The sequence below is a fragment of the Candidatus Saccharibacteria bacterium genome, assembly GCA_016191105.1.
Taxonomy (GTDB): Bacteria; Patescibacteriota; Saccharimonadia; order CAILAD01; family BJGX01; genus JACPPH01.
The window spans coordinates 40,946-62,858 of record JACPPH010000005.1 but is presented as its reverse complement, the minus strand read 5'-3'; the positions used below and the strand labels follow the sequence as shown (position 1 = coordinate 62,858).

At 47.2% G+C, this 21,913-nt stretch carries 26 protein-coding genes; 4 read left to right on the top strand and 22 right to left on the bottom strand.

Features of this window, described 5'->3' with window-relative positions:
• Positions 1-278: 278 nt before the first annotated feature.
• The 4 genes from HYX70_02915 to rplS form a co-directional block, all read right to left on the bottom strand.
• Positions 279-635, bottom strand: a complete 357-nt coding sequence (locus tag HYX70_02915) for a YraN family protein (GenBank protein MBI2798227.1) — start codon at positions 633-635, stop codon at positions 279-281.
• Positions 636-1,211: 576 nt separating this feature from the next.
• Positions 1,212-1,823 (bottom strand): ribonuclease HII, encoded by a 612-nt coding sequence (locus HYX70_02910; protein MBI2798226.1) that lies wholly within the window; start codon positions 1,821-1,823, stop codon positions 1,212-1,214.
• A gap of 15 nt (positions 1,824-1,838) precedes the next feature.
• Positions 1,839-2,099, bottom strand: coding sequence for a DUF3850 domain-containing protein (locus HYX70_02905; protein ID MBI2798225.1), 261 nt, complete (start codon positions 2,097-2,099; stop codon positions 1,839-1,841).
• A 57-nt stretch (positions 2,100-2,156) separates the two neighbouring features.
• Positions 2,157-2,855 carry a 50S ribosomal protein L19 gene (rplS, locus tag HYX70_02900; protein MBI2798224.1) on the bottom strand — a complete coding sequence of 233 codons (699 nt, stop codon included), beginning with the start codon at positions 2,853-2,855 and terminating at the stop codon, positions 2,157-2,159.
• Between the two features lie 151 nt (positions 2,856-3,006).
• Between rplS and HYX70_02895 the strand changes: the two genes are divergently transcribed.
• Positions 3,007-3,339, top strand: a complete 333-nt coding sequence (locus HYX70_02895; GenBank protein ID MBI2798223.1) for a hypothetical protein — start codon at positions 3,007-3,009, stop codon at positions 3,337-3,339.
• Complete coding sequence (locus HYX70_02890) at positions 3,336-3,527, top strand: hypothetical protein (GenBank protein MBI2798222.1); 192 nt, start codon at positions 3,336-3,338, stop codon at positions 3,525-3,527. The genes HYX70_02895 and HYX70_02890 overlap by 4 nt, the downstream gene beginning before the upstream one ends.
• A gap of 52 nt (positions 3,528-3,579) precedes the next feature.
• Here HYX70_02890 and HYX70_02885 read toward each other — a convergent pair whose 3' ends face one another.
• Positions 3,580-7,203, bottom strand: a complete 3,624-nt coding sequence (locus tag HYX70_02885; GenBank protein ID MBI2798221.1) for a DNA polymerase III subunit alpha — start codon at positions 7,201-7,203, stop codon at positions 3,580-3,582.
• 120 nt (positions 7,204-7,323) lie between these two features.
• On the opposite strand from HYX70_02885, the gene HYX70_02880 reads away from it, so the two are divergent.
• Entirely contained in the window at positions 7,324-7,710 is a 387-nt protein-coding gene (locus tag HYX70_02880) for a hypothetical protein (GenBank protein ID MBI2798220.1), read from the top strand.
• A 99-nt stretch (positions 7,711-7,809) separates the two neighbouring features.
• Here the strand turns inward: HYX70_02880 and HYX70_02875 are convergent, their stop codons facing one another.
• The 13 genes from HYX70_02875 to HYX70_02815 all read right to left on the bottom strand — a co-directional run bounded on the left by HYX70_02875 (position 7,810) and on the right by HYX70_02815 (position 18,495).
• Positions 7,810-8,070, bottom strand: a complete 261-nt coding sequence (locus HYX70_02875) for a hypothetical protein (protein ID MBI2798219.1) — start codon at positions 8,068-8,070, stop codon at positions 7,810-7,812.
• Positions 8,070-8,510, bottom strand: a complete 441-nt coding sequence (locus HYX70_02870) for a YtxH domain-containing protein (GenBank protein MBI2798218.1) — start codon at positions 8,508-8,510, stop codon at positions 8,070-8,072. Before HYX70_02870 ends, HYX70_02875 begins: the two co-directional genes overlap by 1 nt.
• Positions 8,503-8,775 carry a hypothetical protein gene (locus HYX70_02865; protein MBI2798217.1) on the bottom strand — a complete coding sequence of 91 codons (273 nt, stop codon included), beginning with the start codon at positions 8,773-8,775 and terminating at the stop codon, positions 8,503-8,505. The genes HYX70_02870 and HYX70_02865 overlap by 8 nt, the downstream gene beginning before the upstream one ends.
• Positions 8,772-9,395 carry a mechanosensitive ion channel gene (locus HYX70_02860; GenBank protein ID MBI2798216.1) on the bottom strand — a complete coding sequence of 208 codons (624 nt, stop codon included), beginning with the start codon at positions 9,393-9,395 and terminating at the stop codon, positions 8,772-8,774. The genes HYX70_02865 and HYX70_02860 overlap by 4 nt, the downstream gene beginning before the upstream one ends.
• A gap of 3 nt (positions 9,396-9,398) precedes the next feature.
• A complete protein-coding gene (gatB, locus tag HYX70_02855; GenBank protein ID MBI2798215.1) occupies positions 9,399-10,832 on the bottom strand; it encodes an Asp-tRNA(Asn)/Glu-tRNA(Gln) amidotransferase subunit GatB in 1,434 nt (477 codons plus the stop codon).
• A complete protein-coding gene (locus tag HYX70_02850; protein MBI2798214.1) occupies positions 10,825-11,646 on the bottom strand; it encodes a hypothetical protein in 822 nt (273 codons plus the stop codon). Before HYX70_02850 ends, gatB begins: the two co-directional genes overlap by 8 nt.
• On the bottom strand, positions 11,646-12,113 hold the full coding sequence (locus HYX70_02845; GenBank protein MBI2798213.1) for a hypothetical protein: 468 nt from the start codon (positions 12,111-12,113) through the stop codon (positions 11,646-11,648). The genes HYX70_02850 and HYX70_02845 overlap by 1 nt, the downstream gene beginning before the upstream one ends.
• The gene (gatA, locus tag HYX70_02840) at positions 12,110-13,540 is read right to left on the bottom strand and encodes an Asp-tRNA(Asn)/Glu-tRNA(Gln) amidotransferase subunit GatA (protein ID MBI2798212.1); all 1,431 of its coding nucleotides are present in this window, start codon (positions 13,538-13,540) and stop codon (positions 12,110-12,112) included. Before gatA ends, HYX70_02845 begins: the two co-directional genes overlap by 4 nt.
• An 81-nt stretch (positions 13,541-13,621) precedes the next feature.
• On the bottom strand, positions 13,622-13,912 hold the full coding sequence (gatC, locus tag HYX70_02835; protein MBI2798211.1) for an Asp-tRNA(Asn)/Glu-tRNA(Gln) amidotransferase subunit GatC: 291 nt from the start codon (positions 13,910-13,912) through the stop codon (positions 13,622-13,624).
• A 108-nt stretch (positions 13,913-14,020) separates the two neighbouring features.
• Entirely contained in the window at positions 14,021-14,677 is a 657-nt protein-coding gene (locus HYX70_02830) for a transposase (GenBank protein ID MBI2798210.1), read from the bottom strand.
• 145 nt (positions 14,678-14,822) lie between these two features.
• On the bottom strand, positions 14,823-16,841 hold the full coding sequence (gene ligA, locus HYX70_02825; protein ID MBI2798209.1) for an NAD-dependent DNA ligase LigA: 2,019 nt from the start codon (positions 16,839-16,841) through the stop codon (positions 14,823-14,825).
• Positions 16,819-17,574, bottom strand: a complete 756-nt coding sequence (locus HYX70_02820) for a hypothetical protein (GenBank protein ID MBI2798208.1) — start codon at positions 17,572-17,574, stop codon at positions 16,819-16,821. The genes ligA and HYX70_02820 overlap by 23 nt, the downstream gene beginning before the upstream one ends.
• A 15-nt stretch (positions 17,575-17,589) precedes the next feature.
• Positions 17,590-18,495 (bottom strand): M48 family metallopeptidase, encoded by a 906-nt coding sequence (locus HYX70_02815; protein MBI2798207.1) that lies wholly within the window; start codon positions 18,493-18,495, stop codon positions 17,590-17,592.
• Between the two features lie 120 nt (positions 18,496-18,615).
• On the opposite strand from HYX70_02815, the gene HYX70_02810 reads away from it, so the two are divergent.
• Complete coding sequence (locus HYX70_02810; GenBank protein ID MBI2798206.1) at positions 18,616-18,981, top strand: hypothetical protein; 366 nt, start codon at positions 18,616-18,618, stop codon at positions 18,979-18,981.
• An 84-nt stretch (positions 18,982-19,065) separates the two neighbouring features.
• Here the strand turns inward: HYX70_02810 and HYX70_02805 are convergent, their stop codons facing one another.
• From HYX70_02805 to HYX70_02790, 4 genes are read right to left on the bottom strand one after another with little or no spacing between them, the layout of a single operon-like run.
• Entirely contained in the window at positions 19,066-19,638 is a 573-nt protein-coding gene (locus HYX70_02805; protein ID MBI2798205.1) for a hypothetical protein, read from the bottom strand.
• A gap of 6 nt (positions 19,639-19,644) precedes the next feature.
• Positions 19,645-20,211, bottom strand: a complete 567-nt coding sequence (locus HYX70_02800) for a LemA family protein (protein ID MBI2798204.1) — start codon at positions 20,209-20,211, stop codon at positions 19,645-19,647.
• Between the two features lie 53 nt (positions 20,212-20,264).
• Positions 20,265-20,924 (bottom strand): HAD-IB family phosphatase, encoded by a 660-nt coding sequence (locus HYX70_02795; protein MBI2798203.1) that lies wholly within the window; start codon positions 20,922-20,924, stop codon positions 20,265-20,267.
• Positions 20,914-21,516: a methyltransferase gene (locus HYX70_02790; protein MBI2798202.1), complete on the bottom strand. Its 603-nt coding sequence runs from the start codon at positions 21,514-21,516 to the stop codon at positions 20,914-20,916. The genes HYX70_02795 and HYX70_02790 overlap by 11 nt, the downstream gene beginning before the upstream one ends.
• Between the last annotated feature and the right edge of the window lie 397 nt (positions 21,517-21,913).

Sequence of the window (21,913 nt, the reverse complement as noted above, 5' to 3'; positions counted from 1 at the left end):
ACCGGAGCTTTTAACAAAGTATTTCGCTGTAGATGTGCGTTAGGAGGGTTTAAAAAAAGCCGGCAACAACTTGCTCCGACTTCCATCACTTCGTACCTGAGTATACTTACGATTCTAGCGGATTTAGCACTCGCCTGTCAAGAGTGCTAACGGACTTTTTTACAAAAACACTAAATAGTCATTCCCTATCGAATCGATCTCGATCGAATTCGGGCAGGGAATCCACCCCGGATCCCCGGTGTCGAATGCGTCGCTTCGACTCGAGGATTACGGAAGGACTACAAAAACACGCTTTTTAAGTGCTCAATTGCGGGCTCGCCGGAGCCTTCAATAGTTACTACGTCTAAACTCGGCTGCATGTGACTGAATCTAGGGTGGGTACTTAACCAATATTCAGCCGAAGTTTGCATTCGATTAAACTTGTCTGGCGTGATTGAGCCCACCGCCCCGCCAAAATCTGTGCGAGATCTATATTTTACCTCAACAAATGCGATTTCTTTCTTCTTGATGGCAATTACGTCGATCTCGCAAAACCGATCGCGATAATTGCGCTCGATAATTCGATACTTATTCTTAGTCAAGAATTCACAGGCTAGTGTCTCTCCCTTATTACCAACTTTAGTGGTATTCTTCATGCCCTAATACTAATAATGTCTGGGTTTTTATGCGAGCATAAGCCGCTTAAAATGCAGCCGCCCCGACCTTGATGGTCGGGGCGCTTGGCCGCAGGGGGTTGGGCACAGATCAGCCCGAGTATGGCGCGCGGCCGATTGATGGCCCGGCAACGGGCGGGCCGTCTTCGATCCTCCCTGGGCGGGCGTGAACCGACTGCTCGGTCGTGAGAAGCCCATCGCGCGGATCTGCTTGTACGGGGGCAGGGGAGAAGCTCTGCCCAAGAGTCTCTTCGTACTCTTCGAGCATGCGAACCTGCTCTCGGAAGTTGGCGCGATCCACCTCGCTTCCTTCGTCCGACTCGAGCACATCGGTGAAGAGCCGCCAGACCGCCTCTCTCTTCGAGCGCGGCATAGCTCTTGGCACGACGGGGGCAAGTCGCACGACCTGCTGTGCCTCTTCAAAGCGGGTGAATCTTCGTTCATCTCTCATTTCTGCCTCCAGCGGCGAAACTAATACCGAGGCGTGTTCCCCGATATGCAGCGCTATTTTACAATATTTATTGTTCGAATGCAATGAGAACTAGCCCGTAGTTCTCGCTACGCCCGAACAATAGAGCGGCAGAAACTTTTACGATGTAGGTCGGTTAGGCCTTTGGCTTCAACCGCATTCCTGTGTTTTTTGGTGCCGTAGCCCACATTGGTCTCAAACCCATATTCTGGATATTGGCCGGCCAGCTCAATCATAAATCTATCGCGCTGCACTTTGGCCAATATACTAGCTGCAGCCACACAGGCGATTTTTTGATCGCCCTTAATGCAAGTCTCGCAAATTTCGTAATCGGCCAGGTAGTTATAATTGCCATCCAAAAATATCTGGCTTACCTCGCATTCCATATCTTCGAGGGCTCGCTCGTAGGCCTCGCGCAATGCCCAAGCCATGCCGTGCTCATCGATTTCGGTATTCTTAACCCAACCAGTACCGGCAGCAATTGCCTCTTCAGACACCAAGTTAGCGAGCTGCAAGCGCTCAATTGGTGAGAGCATTTTAGAGTCGTATAGTTCGAGCTCACAACCTGCCGGCAACACCACAGCTGCGGCCACCAATGGGCCAGCCAAACAGCCACGGCCGACCTCGTCGATACCGCAAACCAGTAAGCTGCCTTTTGCCTGCATTGCTTTTTCCATAGAATATCCTGCACTCACCCTCATGCACTGAATTATACCTTATTTAAAGCTGATTATCTGATATCCGTATTTATCAATCTCCTTTTGTGTCCAAGTAGTGTCCCCTTTTGTCTTGCCAACATAGGAAACCTGCTTTTTTACTTCACGGCCCGTAAAGGTCTTCTTAGTTTCATCCCATTCTTTAAGAATGAGTGTGTCGCCAGGATTAATGTCAAAGTCTGCCAACCGAAAGTCATACATCTTCTTGCCACTTTTAACTAGCTCAAAATATTCTGGTAATATTTTCTTTTCAACAATCATTATTTGAAGTATATCAAAAAAGGCTCCGTAGAGCCTTTTTACAAATTGCTGTATCTATTATTTGCCTTTGTCTTCTTGAGTTTGGGCTTTATCTAGGCCCTCTTGGACTTCTTCGGCTGGGGTTTGAGCCTCGTCATCACCATCGGCTTGAACTTTCTCTTCTTGAGTGGCACCTTTTCGCACGGCATCGTCGGCTCCCGAAGGATCGTCTTTACTGGCAGCCTTATCTTCTTGCTTAACCTCCTGGTCTAAGCTTTCGGTGTCGGCTTGATTTAAAGCATCATCTTTTCCTTTAGCATCACCATCGAGCTTGGCTTCGGTTTCGGCTTCGCTGGCCAGCGAATTGGCTTGTTCTTCGGCGGCAATTTGAGCAGCCGTGCGAGTATCGGCCTCGTTGGTGCCGGCTTTATCAAACTCGAGCTCACTCATGCGGGCCGATTTGCCACGGCGTTCGCGCATATAGCTTAAGACTGCTCGGCGCACCTTGCTGCGCTTAACAACTTCGATTTTTTGAACATTAGGACTGTGCACAAACCAACTTTTTTCAACACCTATGCCGCTAGCAATTTTGCGAACAGTAATAAAAGCTTGCAGGCTGTTGACTTTTCGGTAACGAATTGCCAAACCTTCGAATACCTGCACCCGTTGCTTGTTGCCTTCGCGAATTAGCTGGTGTACACGCACGGTGTCGCCTACACGCACACTGGGCAATTTGGTCTTTAATTGGGCTTTTTCTATGCTAGCTAGTTTGTTCATAACCACAAAATTTTAGCACATCTGGTAATTAATTTCAAGCACCTGTATAATGATCGCGAAAGTCGCACCCACCCACTATCTATCAAGGAGCGGCGTCCTGCTGACGCTCGTCTACGGCAGTGATGAGCTGCTGGGGATCAAGATCCTCTTGTTGTCAGTACCAACGACAATCGCCTGGCAGTGGTTTGGCGATCAATACGCTCGTGGCATGGTCGACAGGTATCGGCAAGGCGTGTTGGGTGTCCTGACAGACGGCAGGCCAAGAACAGCCAGCATGATCCGGAGAGCGTTTTGGGGGACACCTGCCAACGAGGTGCTCGGCAAGATCCTGTGGCAGCTCGAGAGTTCTGGCTACATCGAGAGCGAGATGAAGAACGCCAGACCAGCAACGCACCCAGAAGACGTGGTGGAGCGCGAGTTCTACACCATCACACCGGTCGGCCGGGAGCTACTGACTGGGCACAGAAGAAAAGCAACCACATGATCTGGTGGGAATGGATCCTGGTTCTGTACCTGATTGGTGCTGTGTTCGGATTCGCATGGCTCTGGCTCGTCCAAGGAGCTTGGAAGTACGAACCAGAAATTGGCGAACGCCTACTGGTTGGCGGCTTCTGGCTGCCCTTCCTGATCGCTCGCCTGGTCCTGCTCATCGTGAGACGCTGGATCTGTTAGCAGCTGACCACTCACCTCAAACCCCTGAAGGGCCCCTTCGGGGGTCTTTCAGTTACGAAGCTACAGCCGCCTGCTTTTCGATCGGCACTACGTTCTCAGATTCTACAACCTTATAAAGTTCGGTAAAAAAGTCTCCCAGGGCATCTATACCTTGATTGAGTTTGAGCTTTTGCTGGCTATTTTCGAAGTACAACACAACCGGTGTGGTACCGGGGAATTTATCAATAATGCCCTTAATCTTAAGTAGCTGCTCAGTGTCGGAGCTGGAGCGCAGCCGGATCTCGACACTACCATACTGGGGCGAGGTTTTGGCCTTCTCGATCTCCTCTGGCTTTTCGGCCGGAGCTGGGATTTTTTTGGCAATCTCGTGATCTATCAACTTAAACTTGTCGGCCATAACCTTGAGCTCCTCGGTGCTCTTGCCGTCACGACCTCGAGCATTGATCTTGCCAGTAATCTCAACTACATTGTCGGGTACTAGCAGGGCCTGGGCTTTTTCGAAAGTTCTTGGAAACACAATCACCTCAACATCACCCGCCAATGTTTCTAACTGCAAAAAAGCCATGGGGTCGTTATTGCGGGTAAATATTTTCCGTAAACTAGTAATAATGCCGCCAACCGTTACAACCTTGCCGTCGTCATTCTTTGTAAACTCGGCCATGCTGGCTGTTTTGGTTAGTAGATAGTTTTTGTAATCATCGAGCGGATGCGAACTAAGGTAAAGACCTAGCAATTCTCTCTCCCACATAAGGTGCTGGCGCGAATCGGCCTTCTCGGTAGGTGTGTCCAAATGCAACGGCGGCACCTCTTCGTGCATATTTAGGGCGCCAAATATATCGATCTGGCCACTTAAGGCGTTTTTTTGAGCCCGAGCTGCGTAAGTGATAATCTTGTCGACATTATGCAGCATAGTGTCGCGATCACCCATAGAGTCAAAGGCCCCGCACTTAATGAGCGACTCCATAACTTTTTTGTTAATAACTGTGGCATCAACGCGCTGGCAAAAATCTTCTAGGCTTTTGAACTTGCCATCTTTGCTTCTAGCCTCGAGTATCTTTTCGACCGGGCCCAGTCCCACGTTCTTAACCGCACCCAGTCCAAAACGAATGTTCTCACTCTCTGGCACCACCGCAAACTCTGAGAATGATTCATTGACATCGGGCGGCAATACCTCGATTCCCATCTTGCGGCACTCGGCCACCTCGATAGCTATACGATCTAAGTTTTCGTGATCACTAGTTAGCAGCGCCGCCATAAAGGCCACCGGGTAATGGGCTTTGAGCCAGGCGGTTTGAACAGCAATCAGCGCATAGCAGGCCGAGTGACACTTGTTAAAACAATAGGCCGCAAAGTCTTCGAGGCTCCTCCAGAGCTTTTCCACGAATTGCCTATCGACATTGCTAGTTTTAATGGCACCCTCAATAAAGTCTTTTTTCATCTTGGCCAAAACCTCTGGAATCTTTTTACCAATACCCTTACGCAGAGTGTCGGCCTGACCACCGGTAAAGCCCGAGAGATCCTTGGCTAGCTGCATAACCTGTTCTTGATACACAATCACGCCATAGGTGTTAGAAAGGGCGTTTTCCATTTTAGGGTGATCGAACTGTACCAGCTCTGGGTTGTGTTTGCGGTTAATAAAATCATCGATCCATTGCATGGGCCCAGGGCGATACAGCGCCACCATAGCAATAATGTCTTCAAACACAGTCGGTTTAAGTTCTTTTAAGTAGCGCTTCATGCCTGCCGACTCAAGTTGAAATACGCCGGTGGTATCACCACTACTTAATAATTCAAAGGTTTTGGGGTCATCGACCGGGATCTCGGTAACATCGATTTCTTTGTCGTAAACCTTGCGAATTATGCGCAGAGCATTTTTGATGATAGTTAAGTTGCTTAAGCCCAAGAAATCAAACTTTAACAAGCCCAGGTCTTCGATCGGAAACATGGTGTATTGGGTGGCCACACCGCCCTTACTGGCTCTAGTTAGTGGCACGTATTCCACCAGGTTCTCGGGGGCGATCACTACGCCGGCGGCATGGGTGCCAGCATTGCGGATTGTGCCCTCGAGCCGAACCGCCACATCTATCAACTCCTTGGCTCTGGGATTCGAGTCGTATTCTTTCTTAAGCTCGGCATTGTCGACAATTGATTTGGCCAGCGGAATATGTCGGCCTTGTATGGGTGCCGGTATTAACTTGGCAATAGCATCGACTTCGCCATAGGGCATGCCTAAAACCCGGCCAGTATCGCGCACAGCGTTACGAGCTGCCATGATTCCAAAGGTAATAATCTGAGCCACCCTCTCTTGACCGTATTTTTCGGTGGCATATTGAATCACCTCCTCACGCCGGTCATCGGCGTAGTCCATATCGATATCGGGCATACTAATGCGGTCGGGGTTTAAGAACCGCTCAAACAATAGATCGTATTTAAGTGGGTCTAACTCAGTAATGTTAGTAACATAGGCAATTATGCTACCGGCGGCTGATCCGCGTCCAGGTCCGCACACAATACCCTGATTTTTACTCCAGTTTATAAGATCTGCCACGATTAGCATGTAGCCTTCGTAGCCCATGTCGCCAATTACACCTAATTCAAAATCGATTCTTTCTAAAACTTCAGCCGGCAGCTTGGCCTTTACCTGCCCCTCACTTAAGCCGGGTAAATCTTCCTTGGGAGTATCGGTATAGCGATTGGCGGCGCCTCTAAATACCAGTTTGCGTAAGTAACTTTTTTCGGTCTCGCCCTCAGGTACATCGAATTTTGGTATCAAGATCTTGCCCATTTCTATGCTTATATTACACATTTTGGCAATCTTGACAGTGTTATAAATAGCCTCGGGGGTATCTTTAAACTTGGCCATAAAAGATTCGCCGTCATTAACACTTAGATCTTGCTCGAGCTTCATGCGATTGGGATCCTCGACGGTGCTGCCAGTTTGCACACACAGTAAAATGTCATGCGGATAGTGATCGTCGGCAAGCGTATAGTGGGCGTCGCCGGTTACCACTAGTGGTATATTGAGCTCCTTGGAAATCTGGCGCAATGCCGTGTTGACCTTTTGTTGTGGCTCCCACTCTGTGTGCGGTTGCATTTCGAGGTAATAATTATCTGACCCCATAATCTGCTTGTACAGCTTGGCTGTTTCTACAGCTCGATCATATTCATCATTCAATATATAAGTGCCGACCTCACCACCAATGCAGCCAGAAAGACAAATTAGCCCCTCATGATATTTTTCTAGGAGCTCGTGGTCGATGCGTGGCTTATAGTAAAACCCATCTAAGTTGGCAATGGTACTTAACTTCATTAGGTTTTGGTAGCCGATGTTATTTTTGGCTAACAAAATTAGGTGAAAAGGGTTGCGATCTTCGGCACTATTTTTGTCCTTATAGCTGCGCGGAGCAACATAGGTTTCGATACCAATGATTGGTTTTATGCCGCGCTCCGTGCAGGACTTGTAAAACTCAATTGCGCCCGACAGCGTGCCGTGGTCGGTGATGGCTACCGCTTGCTGCCCCATGGCCTCTACCCTGTCTATTAAACCTGGTATCTTCTGTAGGCCGTCGAGCAAACTGTAGTGGGTGTGGTTGTGCAAGTGCACAAAATCCACAAAGCCCGGTGCTTGCCGAGCCTTTTGCATAACTCCATTGGCCTCTTTGTTGCTATCCGCCATTTTTCCCCTTAGAGATTTATTATAGCAAACTGCTCATGCCGATTGGTAGTTGATAAACTCCGATTTTTGTACTATAATGCTGCTACTTTGAAAGGCAAGGCTACTCAATAAGGAGATTTTATGCCTACCAAGTTGACAACCGAAAAGTGTACGGCGCTTCTCGAAACGCTGGTCTCTGGTGCCGGCCGGCCCATTCGCAAGACCGACAAAGAAGATGGTCGTGTTTACGAATCCAGATTCCGTGTTGGTGAGTGGGATATTGAGGTCGTTGTACGTACTTCGATGGCCCATACGATCATCGAGACCATCAGCTTCTTCGATCCCGACCCTCAGATTGACTGCGGGGTTGTGTTCCACCGCCAAGGTGGCCGTCGAACACTCCGCGAGATCGGTGGCGAGTCCGAGGAGGTGGCTCGCGGACTGCTCATTAGGATCCACCAGGATTACTTAAGGGAGCTCGGGCGGCAGCATCACAGCCTGTCCTGGGTGCACGCTCGAGCTGGTTGACACCAAAAAGACCCGCCCAATAACCGATCCGTAGGAGAGAAAACCTACGGATCGGTAGCTAGCCTTAGCACCTACCCCAAAACTAAGTATTTAGGCTAGTTATTTAGTTGTAGCTGCATTCAAAGTATGCAAAAACTGCCCAATTACCGGCAATCCACCCAAGGCCGACACCAAGAACCCAATAACAACTATGGCTAGAGCAGCCCCTAATACGCCGGCGAAGCCACGTACAAAGCCGGTTTTAACATTAAGCCAGAATAGCTTGCGTTTGTTGTGTAACAGCTCGGCAATCTGATCAAACGCCAAACTATTTTGAAGCTTAACTTCCTGATTTCTTGGCTCGTTGGTCTTGTTGGACATTACTTGCCAGTATTAGGCTTGGCTTTGTTGGCCTGATTCTTTTTTTGAATCTTGTTGTATTCTCTTTGACCCTGGCGAATAACTTTTTTGGTTGACTTTGATATCTCAGCCATTAGCTCTGAGGCGCGATGAACCAATAGCTTACTTTCATCGGTTGCGACTTTGCTAACTTTTTTGGTACTCTTGCCCAAATCACCACTTCGGTTGGCTAACTGGGTTAACATTTGATCACCCCTCTCGGCTAACTTTTTGGCCTCAGTGGAGCCGGACTTTTTGGCTTCGGCTACCATTGCGCTTAGATCTTTGTGAGTGTCGTCTAACTTTTTTTTGAGTTCGGCGCGGGTTTCTTTACCGCTTTTGGGTGCATACAACAACGCAGCTACACCGGCCACAATGCCGCCAACTATCGCTCCTTTTAAAAAGCCTTTGTTCTTACTCATCGTCTTTCTTCCTTTTGCTGCTGTGCCTAAATTTGGTTAGGTATTTTTCGATCATCATGGCGACTACTCCTGGATTTACAACGGTGCGACGAACCTCGTCGACCAAATCACTGGCCTGTTCAGCACTGTCCTGAACTTTTTGAGCTGCTAGGCGTACTTGTTTGAGAGCTTTCACCAGCACCACCAAAAATATTACGGTATAGGTTATTAAAATAATTAGCGCGATCGACATTACTACCAAAAGTGCGATTACTAAAATATTCATTTCTTTCTCACTTTCTGCTTAATTTTGTCAGCCGCCTTGGCTGTCCGCTTCATTATACTACTCGGCATTGAGCTATGCACGTGCCGCTCCAGCACTGTCCACTCGTTTTTGTCTATCACGGCATTGGGTATAACATGCAAATTACCGTCATCATCTTCGATCCTAGTTTTTTTGATATCCATCTCGCGCACAATACCTGCTGTTTGCTGATCACCAGCCTTAATGCGGTAACCGACCTTAAAATCCTTGTCACTACTGAGTTGCAACCCGGCCACTAAATCACTCACGGTGGCCGAAATGCCCTGCGAAAAGCCAAGCAGCAAGACTGCAAACGAGCCGGTAATAGCCAGGGCAATGCTACTAAGCCCCAAAATCTGTAAAATTGTTATAATCAAAAACAACCACAGTGCAATCCGAACTACTGTGTTCATAATTTCTTGCAAGCCTATTGGCCAATGCGTCCATCGTATTAGCTGGCGCAAAATGACAGCCACAACCCTCATTACAACGTAGCCAATTATGGCAATAATAATGGCCTTGGGTAGATTTGGGATTACTGAGTTAAAGCTAGTGCCCACGCTCTTAAAGCTATTTAAAAAATCTGTGCCTATATTTTGCATGTACTAATCGCCTTTTAATAATTTAAGCATAATTTGATTGGCCTTGGTAGGGTTGGCTTGGCCGCGGGTTTCGCGCATGAGTGCGCCCAAAAAGAATCCAAGCGCTTTTTGATTGCCAGATCTAAAATCTTCTACAGCCTTGGGATTTTCGGCTACTATTTTCTGGGCAACTACTTCGAGCTCCAAGTCTGAAACATCGATAAGGTCACTAGTTTTGATCTCGAGAGGCTTACCATTACTAACAACTTCAACGAAAAGCTCCTTTGCTTTTGTATTGTTGATAGTGCCGTTGTCAACTTCCTTGATCAAATTAGCTAAATTCGCACCTGTCAGCTTGGATTCGCTTATGTCGTTTTCTTTTATCCAAGCTTGATAATCACCAACTAGCCAGTTAACTGCTTTTTTAGTTAGCTTTTGATCGTTGAGTGTTGTGGAGGCACTAAAGAAAATGTCTCGAGTTTTGGCCTGGCCAATCAAAACATCTTGCTCGTCGATGTTTAAGCCCAAATCCTTCAGTTGCTTGCGAACCTCTATAGGCATAGCCTGGCCAGCTAGTTGGCTTTGGATCGGTTCCACAATTTCGCCAGTCAAAACCAGAGGCGGCAAATCAGGCTCCGGAAAATAACGATAGTCGTTAGCTTCTTCTTTGCTGCGTTGCGAGAAGGTTTTGGCCTTACCGTCGTTCCAACCGCGGGTTTCTTGTTCTACTGCTTGGCTGTGTTCTAGAAGCTCGACTTGGCGCTTGATTTCATAGGTTAATGCTCGCTCGGCATTGCGAAACGAGTTAAGATTTTTCAATTCGACCTTGGTACCCAAATTGTCATCGGAGCTTACCGATACATTAAGATCAAACTTAAAATTACCGTGCTGCATATCGCCATCACTCACTCCTAGAGTTGTAGTTATATTGTAAACTTCTTGCAGATAGCGTTTGGCCTCTTCGGGAGAATGCATATCGGGTTCAGATACGATTTCGACAAGCGGCGTGCCAGCACGATTGAAGTCTACCAAGCTATAGTCGGCCCCAGCCGGATGAGTTAGCTTGCCAGCATCTTCTTCTAAGTGAGCGTGATGGACACCAACCTTTTTAAATTCGTCGCCTACCAATATCTCTACATATCCCGACTGAACAATCGGCTCGTCCATTTGAGTGATTTGGTAGCCTTTGGGCGAATCGGGATAAAAATAGTTTTTTCTGTCAAAGCTAGTGTTTGTGGCAACTTTAGCATTTAGGCCAGTTCCTAGGATTATGGCTTTCTCAACAGCACCTTTGTTAATAACTGGCAATGTGCCGGGCAAGCCCAAACAAACTGGGCAAACATTGGTGTTTGGCTCGGCCTGTCGGCTGTCGTTGTTGCAAGCGCAAAACATTTTGCTCTTGGTGGCTAGCTGAACGTGTATCTCTACACCAATGGTAGGAGTATATTGCTTACTCATCCTTTTGCTCCAAAGCAGATTTTAATGGATAGCCTTTAAAGTATCGAGCCTTCACCTTTGGATCGAGCTCTGCAGCCCGCTCTATCCTGGCTCGTTTGGTGTTTTTACCCAGACTTTGCTTTTTAATTTCTTTAGCCCTGGCCAGTAATTGCTGAATAGTATAGTTGGGGTTGGCGTTTTGCTGCTCTTCACCCAAATCTTCCAGACCAAGCAACACATCTTCTAGGTTTGCAAACATAATATCATGGATCAGCTTGCGATCTACCTGGCTGGCGTCGGCTGTGGAATTACGAGCTATTCGGGTTAACACTAACAACTTGTCGATCTTTGTTGAAAATAGCCCAGCTTCTTGTTCCATAAGCTTAACCGGGTTAATTGGTGAGTTGAATAAGCCTACTAACTTAGAAAATAGAACAACTCGTTTTTGAATGTTTCCCGGAGCCAAACCAAGTATGCTGGGCTGTTTTTCAATCAAGCTGACGGGGCTGTGGAAGCCTTGGCTAGTTAGGCTATCAAGTTTGCCTTGGATAGATTCTGGAGCATATTTGAGTATGTTGGGCTGTTTTTCAATCAAGCTGACGGGGCTGTGGAAGCCTTGGCTAGTTAGGCTATCAAGCCGCTCCCCTACAGAAACATTAGCTCCAACCAGTGTTTCGGCTCTAAAATCGTTTACAAACTCTTGGCTAAAACCATATTTTTGTAGTTCTGCTATACGAGCCAACACCACAGCCTGGCGGTTTGACTGATCAATACGCAGGTCAGCTCGGCCCATTTCTTCATCGCTTGGTGGTCTTGGGATAGGTTTGTCTGGCATTAGATGCCTACTCCTAAATCTCGTATGCTCTGGCCCAAGTCGGCAACAGCTTGTTTAACTTGATTGGGCACAATGTCGTGCTCAACTTCGTGAGCCAACATATTGCGCAGTTTATGGGCCGCCCAAACAGCCGTTACGCTGCCTAACTGAGGGCCAGCTGAGCGCATTCGGTCGGCCATAGTCTCGCCGCGAAAGCCCTTGGCTCGTAACACATAATCCAAGAGTTTATCAGCCTCCATAAGTGCGTTTTTTATCCCACTAGGGCCAGAGTTTTGCATTGCTTGTATATCTCTCCACTTATTTTGCACTAAAGCAACGTCGAGTTTGGGTCTATCAGCAAACCCCAGCTTTTTAGCGGCCATGGCTGGGTTAAGCCGCTTTTTCTGCTTGCTGGCTTTACCGCGCATAACAAAATACATCAGCCCAGACAGCACGATAATGGCAACAATCACCGAGACAAGTGTCATAGCCTTATCCCCTCTACCCGTTTATGCCAATCTGTTTTGGCCTGAAAAGCCCTGGCTGCAGATATTACCTTCGCATCCTCACCTTGTCGACCCATTACTTGCAGGCCTAAGGGCAACCCGGTTTCTGAGTCTACACCAGCTGGGATACTTACGGCCGGAATGCCAGCCAAGTTTGCCGAGACAGTTAAAATATCTTCTTTATACATTTCCACCGGATCCGACTTGTCGCCTAGTTTGAATGCTGCTGTAAGGGTAGTAGGTGTAACAATCAAATCAAACTGTTCAAAAAGCCTATCGAATGTCTGACATATTAGGGTTCGAGCCTGCATAGCCTTTTTGTAATAAGCATCGTAGTAGCCGGCCGATAGTGCATAGGTGCCAATCATATTGCGGCGTTTAACTTCGGGTCCAAAAAATTCATCACGGGTTTTGGCATAAACCTCATACAGATCATCGGCTTTGGCCGAACTCTGACCATAACGAATGCCATCGTATCGCTCTAAATTCGAGCTTATCTCAGATGGAGTTAAAACATAGTAGGTTGCCAAAGCTAACTCTGGATTAATAAATTCAGCCTGGGTAAATTCTTCTGTGGGCTTTATTGCACCAACGAAGTTTTTTACCTGTTCTAAGTCTTTATAAGAATCGAGTACTCCAATTTTGACATCACTACTCAAGTCTTCAAGCTTAAAGTTAGATTCAATCGTTGTCGAATCTTGTTGGTCTCGACCAGCTATGGTCTCAACCAGCCTCGCTACATCGTCGGCATTTCGTGCCAAGGTACCGATTGTGTCTAGGCTCGAGGCCATAGCTACTACTCCGTAGCGGCTTATCAGCCCATAGGTGGGCTTATACCCAACCACCCCACAATAAGCTGCTGGCTGTCGAGTTGAGCCTCCAGTGTCTGTACCCAAGCTAAAAATTCCAAAATCCATAGCCACTGCAGCGGCCGAGCCGCCCGAACTCCCTCCTGGCACTCGCTCGAGATCCCAGGGATTATGGGTCGGGTGATAGCCGGAGTTTTCAGTGCTGCCTCCATGCCCATACTCATCTTGATTAACCTTAGCAAGCAGGATTGCTCCAGCCTTGTTCAGTTTTTCGACTACCGTTGCCGAATACGGTGGCATGTAGTCTTTAAGAATTTTGCTGGCTGCTGTGGTAACAATGCCTGTAGTTAAAAACATGTCCTTGGCGGTGTAGGGAATTCCCTCTATCGCTCCAATTACCTGACCACTAGCTATTTTTTCGTCGACAGCCTTAGCTTGAGCGATTGCTTCTTTTTCACAGACATATAGGCAAGCCTTAACCTTATCATCGTATTGTTTAATACGATCCAGATAATATTGGGTAAGCACAACCGCCGACACTTCTTTACTCACCAAAAGTTCGTGGGTCTGTTTAATTGAAAGGTATCCGAGCTCAGCCATATTCCACCCCGTTATCGTCCGAGTCTGCCGGCTGGCGGGTGAAAACCATAGTTTTCGCTTGGGTTCGAACAATAAAATCTGTCATAATACTTTCTTCACCTTAACATACCCATCTTGAGTAGCCGGGGATTGGCTGAGTAACTCTTCACGTGGGATCTCACAGTCTTGCACGACATCTTCGCGCCAGACATCTTTAAGCCCGGTAACTTGGCTGGTGGGTTTAACACCTTCGGTTTTAATAGCCTGCAGACTATCTACGAACTCTAAGATAGAACCAACTTCGAGCGTCATCCTGTCGAGCTCTTCGCTGGCTAGTTCTATGCGCGCTAAGCGGGCAACTTTTTGGATCTCAGATAAACTTAATTTGGGCATAAATACTACATAATTATACCAGCTTCAGATAAGCCTATAAAGCACGGGCGATTTCACAAAAACAAGCTCTACCCTAGACTTCTAGTGCAAGTACTGCAAGGATTACCCTTATGCAAGGGTAATCCTTGCAGTACTTGCAGGAATTTTTTCGACCTCCTCCAATATTAGTCGATTTAAAATTTCGTCTGGGGCTTGAGACTCATCCAATACGAATTCCAGATATTCATCTATCGACCGAAAGCTTTGATTAACTATATCGTGCCTGAGCCAGCTTGGTGGGTACCGCAATAGATTGAAGCTAGAATATTGGTAATTCTCCAGCTCGAAGCCAAGCACAAGCGGGTTGCGATGTATATAGCGAGAAAGGTGGGTAATATATTCACCAGATTCAATTTGGGTAGCCTTATACGAACCTTGGAACAAGCGCCCGACTCGCTTATACTTTGCGTTAAAATACATTGAATAGCTAGTACAAAGTGTCCGCATAAAAGCAGTCATACTAGTTCGATTTACTTGTTTTATAAGTAAATGAAAGTGATTCGGCATTAAGCAGAAAGCCACAAGTTCAATTTCGTTAACATAATTTTTTAAGCGAATAGATGTTTCTGCCTGGGGGCTTACAGGACTCAATATCTGAACAATTCGGCTAATAAAAACCCTATAGTCCATTTCATCTAAAAAGATGTTTCGTTTTTCAACGCCACGGTTGTAGGCATGATAGTAGCCGCCTTCCACAAATTGCTTCGTAACATTTTTGCTTGGCATATCTGGATTGTAGCCACAAGGGTTAGCCTTGTACAGCTTAAGCACTTTCAAGAATCGATTTAAGACGGGTGCAAGGTTTACCCTTGCACAAGGGTAAACCTTGCAGAACTCGAACTCGTAGGCTGGGACGACATGGATGGAAGTGTTAGATCAGCTTTATGAACTCTTGCTCGGTAAGCACCTTTACACCAAGCTTACGAGCCTTATCCACCTTGCTGCCCGGCTCGGCACCAACCACCACATAGCTGGTGTTTTTGCTAACAGAGTTAGTTACATCTGCACCCATAGCCGCAACTTTTGCTCCAGCCTCGTCGCGGCTCATGCTTTTGAGGGTGCCAGTAAACACCCAAACTGTCCCAGTTAGCCTACCGTCCTTTGACTTGGCTTGGTTTTGAACGTTGACTCCAGCTTTTAACAAGTCTTTGACTAATTTTTGATTGGATTTATTCGCTAACCAGTTGGCCACGGAATCAGCCACAACGCCACCAACCCCATCTATGTCTCCCAACTGCTCCTCGTTGGTCTGCATAAAATCATCTAGACTGCCAAAGTGTTCGGCAATGTCGCTGGCGGTCTTGGCTCCAACGTGGCGAATGCCCAGGGCATAAATAAACCGCCCTAGACTAATCTTGCAATGTTCACGAATCGAATCAACTAAGTTTTGAGCCGAGGTTTCGGCAAATCGCTCCAAACCAACTAAGTCGTCTTTGGTGAGCCAGAAGATATCGACCGGACTCTGGATCAAACCTTCTTGCATAAGTTGAGCCAATATCTTCTCGCCTAGGCCGTCAATGTTGAACGCCGGCTTACTAACAAAGTGAATTAGCTGTTGCCATTTAACTTCGCCGTAACCCAGGTCGGCTAGCCGAGCCACAGCCTCGCCTTCGGAGCGAATTATCTTTACACCCTTAAATTCGGCTGGCATTACAAACTTTTTTTCTTTGCCAGTGCGCAACTTTACTATTGGCTCAATAATCTCAGGGATAACATCGCCGGCCTTGTGAATAACTACCGTATCACCTATTCGCAGATCTTTGCGAGCTATCTCGTCTTCGTTGTGCAGGGTGGCTCGCGATACTGTGCTGCCCGCCACCTTAATTGGCTTAAGAACCGCATAGGGCGTAACTGCCCCGGTTCGGCCAATGCTTACTCGAATGTCCTCTAGCACTGTTGTGGCCGTTTCGCCAGGATATTTGTAGGCTACCGCCCCGCGCGGCGCCTTGCCAGCTACGCCCAAACGCTCGACAGCAGCATTACTATTAACCGTAAATACTAGGCCATCAACCATAAATGGTAGCCCAACTCGCTTGCCCTCCCACTCACTCGCAAAACCTTCTAGAGCCTTCAAATCTTTACAAACTCCGTCGTGCGAATCTACCTTAAACCCCAGCTCGCGCGCAAGGGTATGTTCGTTGGCATGAGTCTTGAGTTGTGGCAGATCCATTTCTATGCCATAAGCTATAAATTCTAGCTTGCGGCCAGCAGCCACGCTGGGATCTAGCTGCCGGATAGTGCCAGCTCCAGCGTTGCGCGGGTTGGCAAACAGCGGCAATCCGGCCTTGGCTCGCCCAGTGTTTATGCGCTCAAATTCAGCTTTTGGGATAATTACTTCACCACGAATTTCAAAGAAGTTATAAACTTCGTTTGGCGCTTTTAGGGATTTACGAAGCTTTAGCGGCACAGTCTGAATGGTGCGAACGGTGTGAGTTACATCTTCGCCAACTGCACCATCGCCTCGGGTGATGGCGCGTGTAAACACACCGTTTTCGTATTGTAATGCCATAGCCAAACCATCCATTTTTAGCTCGGCATAGTATTCAACTTCGGTTTTGCCCAAAAGTTTGTGAACTCGCTTTTCCCAAGCCTCCAGTTCTTCGATACTAAAAATATCTTGCAGGCTGAGCATGCGAACCCTGTGTTCAACTTTCTTGAATTTCTCTAGCGCTTTACCGCCCACGCGCTGGGTCGGCGAGTCGGGAGTAATGAACTCCGGGTACTTAGCCTCGATGCCCTTAAGCTCGTTAAAAAGTGAATCGTACACCTCATCGGTAACACTTGGCTTATCAATTACATGATACTCGTAACGATAGCGGTCAATTACGTCGCGTAACTTTTTGGCTCTTTTGGCGGCGGCGGGTTTATTATCGGGCGGCAACACGGTCATAGATTTTTCCTACATAGACCAGCAAGAATGGCAACAACAAGCTTGCCAAAAGACCGCTTATAATAGCATTTACAAAATCGTTTTGTCGAAATAGTGGCACCATGTTTAGTAGCTGAACAGTGCCACTGCTAATAGTTATTACAATCAGCAGGATCACCACATAGCCACCCAAGATCTTCCAAAACCGCTTTTTGGTCATACGCCAACTACTGCGCAAGCTGCGCCAGACCGTAATATTGCTATCTAGCAAAAAATAAGGACTCAACGAAAAACGCGTAAAAATATAGGCAAAAAAACCTAGTCCAACAGCTGCTGCTACAACTATGGCTGGCCAAAAACTAAATTGCACGCCAAGCGCCAAAACCAGCAATACAAAACTTACAATTAACGGCACAGCGATGACTGCCTCAATTATACTTAGACCCAAGTAGCGCAAGAATGATCCGCTAGCTTGGTTATACAGAGCTACCAATGATTGACGAGCATTGGTTTCACGCTCTAATACAACCAAAAGCAGAGCAATTAGCATGAAAATGCCGGCCATGCTGCCAATGTAGCTCAGATCAACAGTCCCACTTTGCCCGGTTAGTCTTAATATGCTAGCCGGCACAGATGCCACTACGGCGGTTAGCCATAGTCGTACAAAATCTTTGCGATAGCGCTGCCAACTTTGAACCAATAGCTTAAACGGGTTTAACTTTATTTTTTCAATAACCGGTTTTTGATCTGCCATCTATAATTTTCCTGTTTATGGGTGTAGATCCATGCTTTCTAATCTTTTTATGCGCTCAGCGGTCGGCGGATGAGTGCTAAACAGCCCCGCAAACCAACTGCGGTGCCCATGCACATTATCACGCAAAGGGTTGATGATGTACAGGTTTTCGGTGGCTCTATTAGCAGCTTCTAGGGGCTCCGTGTCGCCTTCGATCTTGCGTAGTGCCTTAGCCAACCCTTCGGGATAACGCGTTAACATAGCCCCACTGGCGTCGGCCAAATACTCGCGTTTGCGACTAATCGCCAGTTGTAATAACACGCCGATTAGTGGTGCTAGTAATGCCAGGGCTATGCCGATAACAATCATAATCAACTGAAATGTTCCGCCACCGGAATCGTTATCATCACCAAATATAAAACTAAACCGCAAAAACCAATCGCTCAACAATACAATCACCGCCACCAAAACCACCACCAATGCCATAAGCCTTACGTCGTAGTTACCAACATGGCTCAGCTCATGAGCAATTACACCCTCTAGCTCTGGCTTATCCAGCTTCTCTAGCAAACCAGAGGTTACCGCCACAATCGCGTGTTTAGGATCTCTGCCAGTTGCAAAGGCGTTTGGAGCTGTATCATCGATTATATAAATAGATGGCATTGGCAAACCAGCCGTGATGCTCAAGTTTTCGACAGTTCTATATAGCTGGGGGTTGTCTTTTTTGGCTATTTTTTGTGCCTTGGAGACTGCCAATATCATGCTGTCGGCAAAATAGTAGCTTATAGCGGCATAAAAAACAGCAAAGCCAACCCCTAAGTATAGTACGGCTTGATTATTAAACGCCAAGGCAAAGACATAGCAAAGCAATGTAATTACAATCACAAAGCCGCCTATCAAAAACCAACTATTGCGCTTGTTTTTGGATATTTCGGTATACATGTAGCCCTAATTATACCTGGTTTTAACCTGAAAATGAAGCTGTAAGTATTGACTAATGCTATCTGCCATTGTAACATGGGCGCCAGACAAACCGTCCGCACCAAACGCCCAGGAGGCGCCATGACAATACTTCAAGCAGTCTACGAGTACAAGATCACGATCACTCGTGGAACGCGCGGAACCGAAGCCAACCCTGACGGACAACTGATCGCTGGCCCCGATTCACTCGAGGAGACAACCAGGCTCTTCGCCGAGCTGCCTGCCGTCAAGAACCATGCCTACGACAGCATGGACGTGCTCAGGCTGTTCTGCCGTGCAACGGGTGGCGGTCGCCACAGCCTGTGGTACCTGGTGGAGCCCGAGAAGGTGGTCCGGTTCTCGAGCGTCGACAGCTGGATCCACGACAACCTGCCAACTCTGGCAGGATCACCGGCCGAGCAGAAGGCTCGCCAAGAGCTCCAGCAGCTCGTCGACACCGTCGTCTGACCGATCGGTCGCCTAGCTCAACCAAGCCCGCTCACGAAAGAAGCCCGCTCCTTCGTGGGCGGGTCTCTTTCTTTTTATAGCCGTTTATTTATCAAGTGGTAACTCAAAATGCCAATATTCTTTTTTGCTGCCGAGTTTGAAACCCAAGCTCAACATGGTTTTCACTAACAAATCCTGTAGACGTTGAAAGGTTTTGCTTTGGGCATCATTTTTATCAGTATAGAACCCAACAAAATGCGCCGGTATGCTGTCTTTGGAATCACGCATATAAACTTCCTTGCCTGTTTTTGTATCGATTAACTGTACATCAACAACACGCCCACTAGCATGTGGCATATCTTTGAGATTCATTAAAGCGTTGGCATTAGCTTTTCCCATTACTTTGCTGCGAGTGCGATGGGCTATTTTATATAGTTCGGGGCTGCGGTAACCGTCTACTATTGCGATAGTATAGCCATATTTACCCAACCTCTGCTTTGCCAATGCCAGTGGTGCTTTGAGGTCTAGATCAACCAAGACCGTCTCATCGGTAATTCCTAGGTCTTTAAGCTCGTGCTCACTAATGCCAAATCGCTGGGGATTGTTCCAATAGTAGTTCTTGCCTTTTACCCCGAAGCTGTCGCTGGGTATAAGACGTTTTGGATCCGCGAGAATCATAAAGGACTAGAACTTTACGTCGGGGGCTTTCTTAACAGCTTCTTTTTCGCTGTCTGCTACGTCGTAAAGATCTTTGGCCTTAAAACCCAACATGTTACCAATTAGGCTAGTTGGAAAAACCTGTAACTTGGTATTAAAGTCACGCACATTACCGTTGTAAAAGCGGCGGCTGGCTTGAATTTTATCTTCAGTATCGACCAACTCCTCTTGCAGCTGCATAAAATTCTGATTAGCTTTAAGGTCTGGGTAGTTTTCGCTAACTGCGAATAGGCTTTTAAGCGCCCCGCTAAGCATGTTGTCGCTCTCGGCTCGTTTACCCAGGTCGCCCTCTGGAGCATTCATTACTGCACTACGAGCTTTGGTAACCTCTTCGAATACGCCTTTTTCGTGCTTGGCGTAGCCTTTTACCGACTCCACCAGGTTGGGAATAAGGTCTAGGCGACGCTTTTCTTGCACAGTAATGTCGCTCAGTGCCTCATCGGCCCGGTTGCGCGATTTGATTAGGCCGTTGTAGGTAGCCCAGAGCCAAACTAGCACCACTACGACTAAAATTAAGACAATCCAAAGAATCATAAATTACTCCTTTATCTAGATGTTATTATACGCCCGGTGCAGACATAGTGCAATCAGCAGTAAGGCAGAATGTCGCGCAGGTCATTCGATTCAACATGATGAGTTGCCACCTGAACCAGCTGATCAGACTTGCAGTTAAAGGCAACTGAGGTGCCGGCTGCTATTGCTGCGTGAATATCGTTGTGATTGTCGCCCACAAAAACTGTTTGATCGATGTTAACCCCATACTTCTTGGCCATGTCGCGTATACAAGTGGCTTTGTGCTCAAAATCATAAGGCGTGGGGATCGCATCGGCTATGCTTCCTTGCGGGTCAAAAATGTACTTGTTAATAAAGATGTCTTCGAATATCTCCTGCCAGTGCGGAAATAAATGATAAATGACCAGATCAATACCGCCCGAGACAACAAAAATCTTATAGTTTTCTCCCTTAAGTACACCTAAAACTTCGTGGGCACCTTTAGTGACGTAAATCTTACCAAACGACCTAATCATCTCGTCTCTAGTCACACCTGCTTCCTTAAAAATTCTGATATCTTCTTTGACCCAATCCTCATAACTTAATCGCCCAGCATTGAAGTCGGCGATAAGTTTTTTGCTTAATTCGTGGTCAAGATTAAAGTAATCCCAGACGTGGCCAAACACAAACTCACAACCGTCAGTAAGGGTGCCGTCCAGATCAAAAAAAATTAACTTCGTTTGCTCATCCTTCAAAGACTACCTCTTTCTCGATAGTTTGTTCCATGTTTGGCGTGTAGTATGCAATCTTAAACTTAAGACTCCCGTCCCAGATAACGTTCTCAATTTCACAAGCGCCATATTTGTTAAATTCATCAACCGGAATAGTTTTTGGTGCACGAATTACAATATTTGGTGCTATCCATCGTTTCGCTAGATCAAACAGTGTTTTTGAGCTGGGGTTGGTTTTTTCTAAAAGTGGCGGGAACTCCCCCTTTGGTCCACCTTCCCTCCAGTCAGGATCTAGAATCACAACTTCGGCGGATTGCTTCTTTAGAAGCTCTGGGGCTAAGACATCGCCCAAGACGAATCCAGTTTTTTTGCTTACGCCGTATAGTTCGGCATTCTTTTGAGACATATTAATGCGATCGGCATTGATATCTATACCCGTTACATGATTAATCTGCTTGGCCAGGATTACACAGAGCATGCCCACTCCAGAGCATAACTCAACAGCAGAGTCGTAGTTATTAAGCCTATTTGCCATGTGTTCGGCTACAAACTCCGGGATACTCATGTGGTGAACATCTGGATCGGAAAATATCTCTTTACTGAATTTTTGCAACATCAATGAGATTATACCAGAACAACTTTAATTTGGTAGATAGGCTAGTTGGTGCTCATCATGTCGAAGTAGTAGAAAGTGACTTCTGTAAAGCCGGTTTTTTTGCGCCACAATCGACTGGGAGCCAAGATCGTGTCAATGACAGACTCGGCGTCGCCTGGCTGTCCAACACACTGACCTCCAACGCCTCGGCTTGGTCCATCACCCGCGACGCGATCAAGAGCGAGGTCAGCAAGCTCGAAGACCTTCTGTAGAGAGCGCAAAGCGGTGGCATCGATACCGAGGGTGTTGTTCGAGCGATCTTGAAGGAGCCGTACGCCACCCTCCGACGCGACGACCTCGCGAACGACCTGGAAGCCGAATCAAAGAACCCCGCCGAAACATTGTTCGGATGGGGTTC